Source organism: Mycobacterium sp. 852002-53434_SCH5985345, assembly GCF_001667155.1.
In the GTDB taxonomy this organism is placed as follows: Bacteria; Actinomycetota; Actinomycetes; order Mycobacteriales; family Mycobacteriaceae; genus Mycobacterium.
This window is the reverse complement of the sequence record NZ_LZIE01000063.1, coordinates 144,737-156,049: the sequence shown is the minus strand read 5'-3', so window position 1 is coordinate 156,049 and position 11,313 is coordinate 144,737. Positions and strand designations below refer to the sequence as shown.

Annotated in this window: 7 protein-coding genes; 3 read left to right on the top strand and 4 right to left on the bottom strand. The window is 67.3% G+C overall.

The window, feature by feature from the left end:
- Positions 1–75 (bottom strand): PPE domain-containing protein (locus tag A5756_RS25935; RefSeq protein ID WP_156622491.1); only part of this gene is annotated, 75 nt, incomplete at its 3' end.
- Between the two features lie 470 nt (positions 76–545).
- Complete coding sequence (locus tag A5756_RS15805) at positions 546–740, bottom strand: ferredoxin (RefSeq protein ID WP_066953924.1); 195 nt, start codon at positions 738–740, stop codon at positions 546–548.
- 220 nt (positions 741–960) lie between these two features.
- On the opposite strand from A5756_RS15805, the gene A5756_RS15800 reads away from it, so the two are divergent.
- Positions 961–2,133, top strand: a complete 1,173-nt coding sequence (locus A5756_RS15800; protein ID WP_066953921.1) for a cytochrome P450 — start codon at positions 961–963, stop codon at positions 2,131–2,133.
- Between the two features lie 32 nt (positions 2,134–2,165).
- On the opposite strand, the gene eccCa is transcribed toward A5756_RS15800, so the two are convergent.
- Positions 2,166–6,335 (bottom strand): type VII secretion protein EccCa, encoded by a 4,170-nt coding sequence (eccCa, locus tag A5756_RS15795; protein WP_066953918.1) that lies wholly within the window; start codon positions 6,333–6,335, stop codon positions 2,166–2,168.
- The gene (gene eccB / locus A5756_RS15790) at positions 6,332–7,849 is read right to left on the bottom strand and encodes a type VII secretion protein EccB (protein WP_066953915.1); all 1,518 of its coding nucleotides are present in this window, start codon (positions 7,847–7,849) and stop codon (positions 6,332–6,334) included. Before eccB ends, eccCa begins: the two co-directional genes overlap by 4 nt.
- Before the next feature lie 403 nt (positions 7,850–8,252).
- On the opposite strand from eccB, the gene malQ reads away from it, so the two are divergent.
- The gene (malQ, locus tag A5756_RS15785) at positions 8,253–10,424 is read left to right on the top strand and encodes a 4-alpha-glucanotransferase (RefSeq protein ID WP_066953912.1); all 2,172 of its coding nucleotides are present in this window, start codon (positions 8,253–8,255) and stop codon (positions 10,422–10,424) included.
- Positions 10,425–10,428: 4 nt separating this feature from the next.
- Positions 10,429–11,310: an LLM class F420-dependent oxidoreductase gene (locus A5756_RS15780; protein WP_066953908.1), complete on the top strand. Its 882-nt coding sequence runs from the start codon at positions 10,429–10,431 to the stop codon at positions 11,308–11,310.
- Positions 11,311–11,313 lie beyond the last annotated feature (3 nt).

The window sequence follows — 11,313 nt, the reverse complement described above, 5'->3', positions numbered from 1 at the left end:
CAACGGCCCCGAACCCGGACCCGCATACATCCGACCGGAATTAACCTCCGGCGGTAACGCCCCGAAGTCAAACACCTGTTCTCCTCAGTTGGCCGCGATCGCTGGCGATCGCGGCAGTCGCATCGGATCAGTGGTGGCCGTGGTCACGGCTTCGTAAGCAATTGCCACCCGTAGGTCGCTGACCGCCCGGAATCACCGACTCAGACCTCACGGTCTGCCACCCCAGTCGGCGGGCTGGCCGGCGCATCCGCCGATCCCTTGTCCGGCGTCCAAATGTGGTCTCGTACCACGCTTCTCGGACACCCGGGTCAGGAACAACGTGCACCTTTAGCCTCGATTGATCCCCTGCTGTCAGCAACCGAGCGACAGTCCACGGTCTTGCCGAACTGTCGCTCGTCAATGAGATTAGTTCGTTATCGTGGGCACGCCGATACGCGACGCCAACTGTTCATTCCAGGCCAGCCACTGTTCACTCCCAGTCGGCTGCCGTTCATTTCTGCGAACTGATTGTTCATCCGCGGTTTGCTTTCAACGCGGTTCGGACGTCAGTCCTCTTCGAGAATCAATGCCATTTCCGGGCAGGAAGCCACACCGTCGCGAGTCAGCTGCTCGTCCTCGGGCCGCACCTCGTGCTCTTCGAGGATCGAGTAGCCAGAGTCGTCTATCGGGAACAGATTCGGATCAACGGCGTAGCACTGGGCGTGACCCACGCATTTGGATTGTTCGAGACGAACCCTCATCAGGTTTCCTCCCTACCCGGCTCCGTGAAGCAATCCAAACGGAGATCGCTCGCTGCAGTGTAGAAGATTCTCGCGGAGCGGGACCGGCCGCCGTAAACGGACCAGCGGTCGGATTCGTGTCCCTTTGCGACACATGCGATATTGGGGTTCAGCGAAAATCGGTGCCGACGACGTCCCCACCGCAGCGGTTGCCGAGATCAGACAGATAAGCGGAGAGCCCATGAGCACTCCTGGCCAAGGCCAGCAAGCCACCTTCCACCTACCGCGGCTCGATTTCGAGAAATTGCCCATGGCCTTGGACCGGGGCGTCGGGTGGAAAACGCTGCGGGATGCCGGGCCGGTGGTGTTCATGAACGGCCACTACTACATCACGCGCCGTGAGGACGTGCTGGCCGCGCTACGCGATCCCAAGGTGTTCTCGTCGACGATCCTTCAGCCCCCCGGGCACCCATTGCCGGTGCTGCCCCTGGCTTTTGACCCGCCGCAACACACGCGTTACCGGAAGGTGCTGCAGCCCTTCTTCAGCCCCCTCGGTCTGAGCAAATCGCGGCCGGTGCTGGAGCGGCACGCCGCCGAAATGATCGCTGCCCTTGCCGCCCAGGGCACGTGCGAAGTGATGGCCGACTTCGCACACCTGTACCCCTTTCAGGTCTTCATGGACCTCTATGGCCTGCCGATCCAAGATCGCGATCGCCTGATCGATTGGAAGGACGCCGTCGTCAACGACAAGCCCTACATCACCCAGGCTGACATCGAGAAGAGTGAGCTGCTGCTGGCGTATCTGGCCGATGCGATCCAGCAACGCCGGCAGAACCCAGGACCCGACATGCTGTCGCAAATCATGAACAGCGACGGTGATTTCAGCGATCTGGAACTGCTGGGCATGAGCCACCTGCTGGTTCTGGCCGGTCTGGACACGGTGACGGCGGCGATCGGATTCTGCCTGTTCGAGCTGGCGCGCCGACCACAGCTGCGCGAGTTGCTGCGCGACAACCCAAGGCAGACCCGGGTTTTCGTCGAAGAGATCGTCCGGCTGGAACCTTCTGCACCGGTGGCACCCCGGATCACCACCGAATTCGTCAACATTGGCGGGATGACGTTGCCCCCTGGGACGTCGGTGCGGTTGTGCATGGCCGCGGTCAACCGTGACGACAGCGATGCCACGTCGGTCAACGAATTGGTGATGGACGGAAAGATCCACCGGCACTGGGGGTTTGGGGGCGGCCCGCACCGCTGCCTGGGGTCTCACCTGGCGCGGATCGAACTGACCGTGATCGTCGGGGAATGGCTCAAACAGATTCCCGACTTCGACGTTCCCGCGGACTACGTCCCCGCGATCAATTACCCCTCAAAAAGCTTCGCACTCAAAGAGTTACCGCTGCGCTGGGGCTGATCCTGCCAACCCCAACGCAGCGGCATTCCGTCTTACTTGCGCAACTCCGTCGCCGCGACCTGTACGAACACGCCGGTGTCCTCGGCCATCAGCAGGCCTCGACCGCGGGGCAGCGGGCCACCCTTCATCTTTCCGCGGATGAATCCCTCGTCCGGGTCGGCGTCCATCACCAGCAACGGCGCATTCGCCTGGGCCAGGGCCCGCAGCATCGGGTCGCTGCCCGCCGAAGACCAGCCACCGAAGGTGCGCGTCACCAGCACGTGCAAGCCGACGTCGGCGGCCCGGGTCACCCACGGCGCCGCCTTGTGCAGCGGCGAATCGAATCCGGCCGGCAGCTGCTGGATGTCGTCGACGATCAGGAAGATCTCCGGGCCGCTCCACCACGACCGCGCCAGCAACTCTTCCGCGGAGAGGCCGGGCGGCGGTTCGCGTCCGGCCAGGACGGCTGCCAGCTCGCCCATCATCGCCTGGACGCCGTCGAGGTTGTAAGCGAACTTCTCGACGTAGTCCGGGCCCAGTGTGGTCAGCAGCTGACGTCGTGGGTCCACCAGCCACACCTGTGCCGACGGCTGGCCGGCCGCTGGCGGAGGTGCGCTGCTGGCTCCCGGCGCGTACAGCCGGCCGATTTCGCTCATGATGGTCGCCAGCGTGGTGGTGCGCCCACATTCGCGTCGACCCGTCACCATCAGGTGCGCATTCTCGGCGAAGTTGAGGTAGACCGGCGACAAATCCAATTCGGAGATGGCCCAGGCGATTCCGCCCGCGCCGACCCCTTGGCGGGTGTCCCGCGCGGCCAGCTCGCGCAGCTGCTCCACGTCGAACCGGGCGGGGAGCCGGCGCACCGGTGGGGCCTGGCCGCTGGTGAGACGACTGACCGCGTCGATGACGCTGTCGGATTCGAAGACATAGCCGGCGGTGGTGGCGAGTGCAGGCCGGGCCACCAACGTGTGCAGACCGGCCTGCGGGTCGGAGTCCAGTCGGACGTAGTTGACCGCGACCATGCCGCGGCCCGGCTTGACCGGAACGTCCTTGGCGAAGCGGGACCGCACCAGCTTGGCGTCTTCCACGGCCGCCAGCCGCAATTCGACCCGGGAGCCGAAGCCACTGCGCACCGGGGGCCGCAGCTCGGATTCGCGGTCCGCGGTGACGATCACGTGGACCCCGAACGAGGGGCCCTGGTTGATGATCAGGTTCACCTGCTCGATCAGCACCTCGTTCTCTTCGGCCAGCGCCCGGTAGTTGTCGACCACCAGGTAGACGTCGCCGAACCCGTCGTTGGGGACGGGGCCGGGCTCGCCGCCGAACTTGCGGCGCCGGAACACCTCCATCGAGGCGATCCCGTACTCGAGGAAGGTGCTCTTCCGCTGCCGCACCAGCGCCAGCAGTTCGGCCACCGTCCGGCGCACGCCGTAGGGATCGGTCGGGCCGGCCACCTCACCCACGTGCGGCAGCCGGGCGACGGTGGTCAGCGCGGTGCTGCTGTAGGCCAGGCAGTAGAACTGGACCTGCTCGGGGGTGTGGGTCAGCGCGGCCGAGCAGATCAGGGTCTGCAGGGCCGTGGTCTTACCCGAACCGCCGGCGCCCAGGATCAGGACGTTGGCGCCCGGACCCGAGGTGTCGACCGTCCACGGCGGCTGGTCGTGCTTGAACGGACGGTCGATGATCCCGATCGGGAAGACCAGGTCGCGGGCCGTGCCGTAATCCTCCTGCCACGGGTGGCCGAGGAACCGGTTGACCAATTCGTCGATGGGGATCGGCTGATTGAGCGGCGGTTGCCACAGCCGGTACGGCTCGAAGTCGATCTTGCGCAGCTGATCGATGATGACCGTGCCGACCTTCGGAACCCGGATGCCCTCGACGTCGTCGTCATCGCGCGGCGTGCCGTCGGCTTCCAGGGTCTCGCCATTCGTGATGGCGGCCGGCGTGAGCTCCGGTCCGCCCACGCTCACCTCGAGCGGGGTGAACGAGTTGGTAAACAGTTGCGGGCGAACGTAATCGATGCTGTGCACCAACGCAGGCGCTTCCTCGCCGTCGTCGGTGAGCCCGCGGGGGAAGTAGTCCCGCCACAGGAACTCGGCCTGGAAGCGGACGATGTCTTCCAGGCTGCGCCGGAAGTAGCCCAGACCCGCCTGCGCCGGCAGGTTCACGGCGTTCGGCACACCGGCCGCCTGCGCCGCACCGGCGGTGCGCGCCTTCAGCACCAGCCGGTAACCCATGTTCTCCATGAGCTTTTCGGCGCGGCTTTCGATGGTCTGCGACGCCATCATCAGGTGAATCCAGTAGGCGCGGCCCTGCCGGCCGATCGAGTCGAGCACGTCGACCGCGGTCGGCATGATGCGGAACCATTCGTAGAACTCGTCGATGACCACCACGAGCATCGGCAGCGGCGCCATGTCCTGGCCGCGTGCGCGCATCCTGAGGCGGACCGAGTTGTACTCCTTGGCATCGTCGACACCGGCGCTGTCGCAGATCGCCTTGCGCCGGGCGATCTCGCCCCACAGGGCGTCGAGGAAGCGCTCCATGAGCGCCTGGTCCTCTTCCAGGTCGGTGATGATCCGCGACACGTGCGGTACGCCGGCGAACGGCTTGACCGCCGACCCACCCTTGAGGTCGGCCAACACGAACTGCAGCTCTTCCGGCGGGTGGCTGAGCATCAGCGACTCGATCACGGTTCGCACCAGCGTCGATTTACCGGAACCCGTCGTACCGGACATGACGCCGTGCGGGCCGTCACCGCCCTCGTCCAGCGACTTCATGTCCAAGAACAGCAACTCGCCGTTGTCCGAACGAACACCGAACGGTGCCCGCAACCGCGATCGGCCCATCGAGTCGTTACGGCTGCCCCACAGCGACTCGAAGTCGATGCGGCCCGGATCGTCGATTCCGTAGTAGGCCATGATGTCCCGGGCGCCGATGTGGGCCACCCGCTGACCGATCTCTTCGTACGCCTCGGCGAGCCGCCAGCGAGCCACCGCCTGGGCGAATTCCTCCGCCTCCGCGATGCTGATGTGGTCGGTCAGCGCGAAGAACCACGGCTTCTCGTCGATCACCATCCAGGTGTCGCGGTCGCGGGGCAGCGCCTCGATCACACCCTTGTCGTCGAACCGCAGGCTGCGCTCGGGGACCGCCGTCCACATCGAGGAGCCGGTCAGGTCGAAGAACGTCACCCCGTCGACGCCTTCGGAGCTGATCACGTACTCCCACTGGGGGTCGACGACGTCGGCGACGATCACCGTGTGGGGCGTCGGAGTCTGCGCCGACGAACTCGCGTGCCGCGGCGTGAAAGAGCCACGGCCGGCGAACAATTCGGCCTGCTCGGCGGCGAACTCGCGTACCGAGCTGTAGACCATCCGCGCGTTCCCCGCGGCGTCCTGACGTCGCGAGTCACCGAAGTGCGGAAGCCACTTCACCCAGTCCCACTCGTCCAGATCCGAGGTGACGACGACCATCTGCACGTGATCCGGGCCGTGCGAGAACGCCAGCTGGCAGATGATCGCCCGCATCAGTCCCAGGACCTGCTCCCGCTCCCCGTCGAGCGAGTACCAGGGTTCGACTAGCAGCGAGATCATCTTGGGCAGGTTGTAGACGACGCTTTGGTAGCGCCCGAATTCCTGCAGCGCCTTCCCCGTCACCGGCTCCAGCTCGATGTCGGTCGGCATGTTCTGGGGCTCACCCCAGGTCACCTCGGGACGCGTCATGCCGACGCCGACCCGCACCACACCGAAGTTGAGGTCCTTGCCGTCGGGCTTGCGTTCCCACATCCGCGACGATCCCACCGCGGCGGACAGCGTGGTGGGCGCCGGGTGGAACCACCGGTAGTTGGCGTCCATGCTGTCCGCCGACTCGTGGGCGGTCTCGCGCAGCATGTCGAGCATCAGCATGAATTGGGCGCGCATCGCGTCCAGCTTGGGCCGGCTCATCTGTTGCTGACCGCCGAACCGGCCGCCGAACATCATCATCGCGACACCACCGATCATGAAGATCGGGAAGATCGACCCGGCGCCGCCGAACACGTGCGACCCGCTGGCGAAGGTCATGGCGACCATGCCGATCAGCAGGCCGACCACCACGACGCCGACCACGATCAGCCACCAGGGCTTGCCCTCCGGCGGCGGAATGCTCAGGGGCGTCGGAAGGACGATGTTCTCCGGCTTGATGACCGGAGGCTTCTCCGGTGTCGGCCGAGCAAACCCGCGTTTCACTTAGGTACCGCCAATTCTGCTGGGGACATGTCCATCGGTAGGGTGTCGTGCTCCACGAGGGCGTCCGCCCGCGAGAGGGTGGGGCCTTGTGGGAGCAGCCGCAGGGCCACCCACGGCGCCAGGCTCGGTTTCGTCTTCAGGCCCAACGCCTCCCGCACGTCCCGGGTGTCGTCAACCCCGAACCGGGCGCCCGCGTCCGTCAGCCACCACAGCGACTCCGTCGTCTTGGCGCCGGGGTCGTTGCCGGTGACGGCCACGAAGTTCCCGTAGTCGGGACCGAAGAAGACCTGGTCGGCTTCGCGACCCGTGGTGTCGGCCTTGACCAGCGACACCACTTTGTTCTCGTCCTTGGCCGCAACCGGAATGGTCGCGCCGGACACGACCTGGATGCGGGCCCGGTTCTCGCCGGACGTCTTCTGCCACCACCAGCAGGTCGACGGATTCTCGCGGATGTCCGCCACGTTGAGCGGGGCGTCCGGGTAGGAGGACAGGTCCAGCTTGTTGACCACGGGCATCTTGGCCAGCGCGGACGGTTCCACGGTCACCGGCTTGGTGTTGCCGGGCCCGGCGTTCTGCAGGATCTGCGCCACCAACGGGGGCAGCGTCTGCACACCGTCAGCCAGCACCAGCGAATACTGTTGCGGCCCACTGATTTGCGGCGTGACGATCACCGTGCCGATCGGGCCGGGCGCGTTTGGGAACGACGCGCCGGAGCCCGCGTTCTGCACCTGCGGCACGGTCAGTTCGGGGCCCACCGGCAACGCGTCGAACAGGGCGCGGCTCATGGGCTTGGCCTGGCCCACCTGCTCGGGCGTCAGGCCAAGCGGCAGCAGCACCGAACGGTTCGTCGCGTCGATGCGCGACCGGCGTCCCTCGCGGATCACCCACGCGTCCCCCCCGTAGCTCAGCACCACGGCGTCCGACCCGTTCAGCACGTGCCGGTGGTTGCTGAGGTCCGGGTTCCCGTCGATGACGGTCACCGTCACCCCGGACGGCGCGCTGACCCCGCTCGAGGTGCCGACGGTGTCGCACACCAGCCACGACGACGTGGTCGGAGCCGAGGGGTGGAAGTTCGACGGCGCTCCCGGGATGCCCACCATTGGGCCGCGCGGCAGCGTGGCGATCTGGTTGGACTTGACCAGGTGCGGGTTGTCCGGGCGGCCGGTGATCAGCCGCGCAGACGCCAGGTTCAGCGCGGGGTACAGCTTGTCGCCCACGCGGACATAAAGCGCGCCGGAGTCACGGTCGGCAATGATCGGCGAATCACCGACCTGGCCCGCCGGGCTGAGGAACGAGTAGAGCAGCGCGCCCAGGCAGATCACCAGCGCCGCCGACACCGAGGCCACCACGGCCAGAGTCTGGCGCCGCCCTGGCTCGACCTCCATGCGGACGCGCCACCGGGTGAGCGCCATTGCGGTGCGGCGAGCGAGGAACTGGTAGCCGGTCACCTGCGTCCGCGTCGACAACCCGAGGCCATACCCCGACCCGCGTTGCCCGCGACTCTCTTCCGCCACTTTGATTCACCATCCGGTCTGCTAGAACGCCTGGATATTGTTCCTGAAAATATCCGCGGCGCGAATTACATCGATAACGGTAAGTCACCCGTAGCGACCTCGCCACGCGACGACGTGCGTTCACATCTACATCACTTTGCGTACATCTATGCGGGCGTCCCCGCCTCGCCGCGCCGGCCGACGCGGACAACGCGCCAAGCGCCGTTGAACAGGCACTTTCGAGTTCCCCCGCCGATTCCCGCCCGGACACTCATGTCTCCTCAGGGCATCGTAATGGCGAATGGCCGGCTCGTCCTGTCGAGCGTGTGCCGTCCAGTGAACGCAAGAGCGGCGCAATGGGCGGCGGCGCGCGCCGCCTCTCCCGATTGGTGGGCCGGCGATTTCTGGCAGCAAGATGAGCGGTATGAGTGAGCTCGCGCCGTCGTTGGTCGAACTTGCCAGGAGGCACGGCATCGCGACCGAGTACGACGACTGGACCGGGCGGCGGGTGCCGGTATCGGCAACCACGCTGGTGGCAGTGTTGGCCGCGCTCGGCGTCGCGGCCGGCACGGAGCAGGAGCGCAACGTCGCGCTGACCGCGACGCTCCGGTCGTATTGGGCGCGCCGGTTGCCGGCGACCATCGTCGGCCGCACCGGTGACCAGACGCGGTTTTGGGTGCACGTGACCCACGGCGATCCCGCCGAGGTCTGGTTACGGCTCGAGGACGGCACGGTACGCGGCGGTATCCGGCAGGTCGACAACTTCACCCCGCCGTTCGACCTGGACGGCCGCTGGGTCGGCGAGGCCAGCTTCGTGCTGCCGGCCGATCTGCCGCTCGGTTATCACCGGGTGCACCTGCGTTCCGGTGGCAGTGAGACCAGCAGCGCGGTGATCGTGACGCCGGATTGGCTCGGGCTGCCGGAGCGGCTCGGCGCCCGGCGGGCCTGGGGCCTGGCCGCCCAGCTCTACAGCGTGCGCTCCACACAGTCGTGGGGCGTCGGCGATCTGACGGATCTGACCGACCTGGCCGTCTGGTCGGCGTCGCGGCACGGCGCCGACTACTTATTGGTCAATCCGCTGCACGCGGCTCAGTTTTCTGGGCCGGCGGGACATATGGAGCCGTCGCCGTACCTGCCGACATCACGGCGCTTCGTCAACCCCATTTATCTTCACGTCGAGGCGATTCCCGAGTTCGCCGAGCTGCCCAAGCGCAGCCGGGTGCGGCGGCTGCGCTTCGACGCGCAACAGCGAGCCGCTCGGCTCGACGCGATCGATCGCGACGGCGCGTGGGCGGCGAAGTGCGCGGCGCTCCAGCTTTTGCACCGGGTGCCGCGGTCCGCGGGCCGCGAGCTGTCCTACGCAGCCTTCCGCGCCCGCGAGGGAACCCCACTCGATGACTTCGCCACCTGGTGCGCCCTGGCCGAGGAGTACGGCGACGATTGGCATTCGTGGCCGAAGTCGCTACAGCATCCCCGCGCGCCCGGCGTCGAGCGGTTCGTCGAGAAGCATGCGGAGGCAGTCGATTTCCATCGGTGGCTGCAGTGGCAACTCGACGAGCAACTTGCCTCGGCGCAGTCGCAGGCGATCCGGGCCGGAATGGCGCTGGGCGTGATGCACGATCTCGCCGTCGGCGTGCATCCCAACGGCGCCGACGCGTGGGCGCTACAGGATGCGTTGGCGCTCGGTGTCACCGCCGGCGCGCCGCCGGACGAGTTCAATCAGCTCGGCCAGGACTGGTCCCAGCCGCCCTGGCGGCCAGATCGGCTCGACGCCGAGGAGTATCGGCCGTTTCGGGCAGTGATCAGCGCGGTGCTGCGGCATGCCGGCGGCGTACGCATCGACCACATCATCGGATTGTTCCGGCTGTGGTGGATCCCGGAGGGCGCAGCGCCCACCGAGGGTACGTACGTGCGTTACGACCATGAAGCGATGATCGGCATCGTGGCCCTCGAGGCACATCGCGCCGGGGCGCTGGTCGTCGGCGAGGATCTGGGCACGGTCGAACCGTGGGTGCGCGACTACCTGCTGCTGCGCGGATTGCTGGGCACCTCGATCCTGTGGTTCGAGTTGGACCGGGACGGAAACGGCGGTCCGCTGCCGGCCGAGCGCTGGCGCGAGTACTGCCTGTCCTCGGTGACCACGCACGATCTGCCGCCGACCGCGGGCTATCTGGCGGGCGACCACGTGCGGCTGCGCGAAGCCCTGGGATTGCTGACCCGCCCCGCCGAGGACGAGCTCGCCACCGACAGGGCCGAGCTGGCGGCCTGGATGGCCGAATTACGGCGGGTGGGCTTGCTCGACGACGGCGAAGACGACGCGGAGAAAATCGTCATCGCTTTGTACCGGTACTTAGGCCGGACGCCGTCGCGGTTGGTGGGCGTGGCACTGACCGACGCGGTGGGTGACCGCCGGACCCAGAACCAGCCCGGCACCACCGACGAATACCCCAACTGGCGGATTCCGCTGACCGATCCCGCCGGGCGCCCGGTGCTGCTCGAAGACTTGTTCACCGACGTCCGCGCGGCCACCCTGGCCGAGGCCGTGCGCAGTGCGATTGCGCCCGCGGCCGTCGAGAGCGTGCCTGTTAGCTTCTGAGGCCATGAAGGTCTCAGTCGTGGCGCCGGTGGCCGACGGCGTCACCGCGGATCCCGAGTGGATGGCGGCCTTCGCCGGCCACCTGGAACAGTGCGGGTTCGAGTCGATCGTTGTCGTCGAGCACACGGTGCTGGTCACCCGCTACGACAGCGTCTACCCGTATGACAGTTCGGGACGCGTGGGCCTGGCGGCCGACTGCCCCATCCCGGACCCGCTCGATCTGCTGTCGTTCCTGGCCGGGCGCACCACCACCCTCGGGCTGGCCACGGGCGTGTTGGTGTTGCCCAACCACCATCCGGTGGTCCTCGCCAAACGGGCCGCAAGCGTGGACGCGTTGTCGGGCGGGCGGCTGCGGCTGTGCGTGGGTGTGGGATGGCTCAGGGAGGAGCTGGAGGCGTGCGGCGCGGACTTCGAGAACCGCGGCAGACGCGCCGACGAGCAGCTGGCCGTCTTGAGGGCACTGTGGGCCGATCAACCGCACGGGGCCTCGCACCACGGGGAGTTCTTCAGCTTCGACAACGTCATGTGTTACCCGAAACCCATTGCCGGAGAGCGGCTTCCGGTCCACATCGGCGGGCACAGCCGGGCAGCGGCCCGTCGCGCCGGCCGCTTGGCGGACGGCTTCCAACCGCTCGGGGTGGCGGGGCCGCAGCTGGCATCGCTGATCGCGCTCATGCGCGACGAGGCCGCGTCGGCGGGCCGCGATCCGGCGGCCCTGGAAGTGTCATTGGGCCACGCCGTCAACAAGATCGACGCCGAACGGGCGGGCAGCCTGGCCGATCAGGGCGCCGACCGGCTCGTGCTGGCGATGCCGTCGACTGTCGACATCGAGCAGGCCAAGGACGTGCTATCGGCGTGCGCGCAACGGCTTTCGCTGATCGCGTGACCC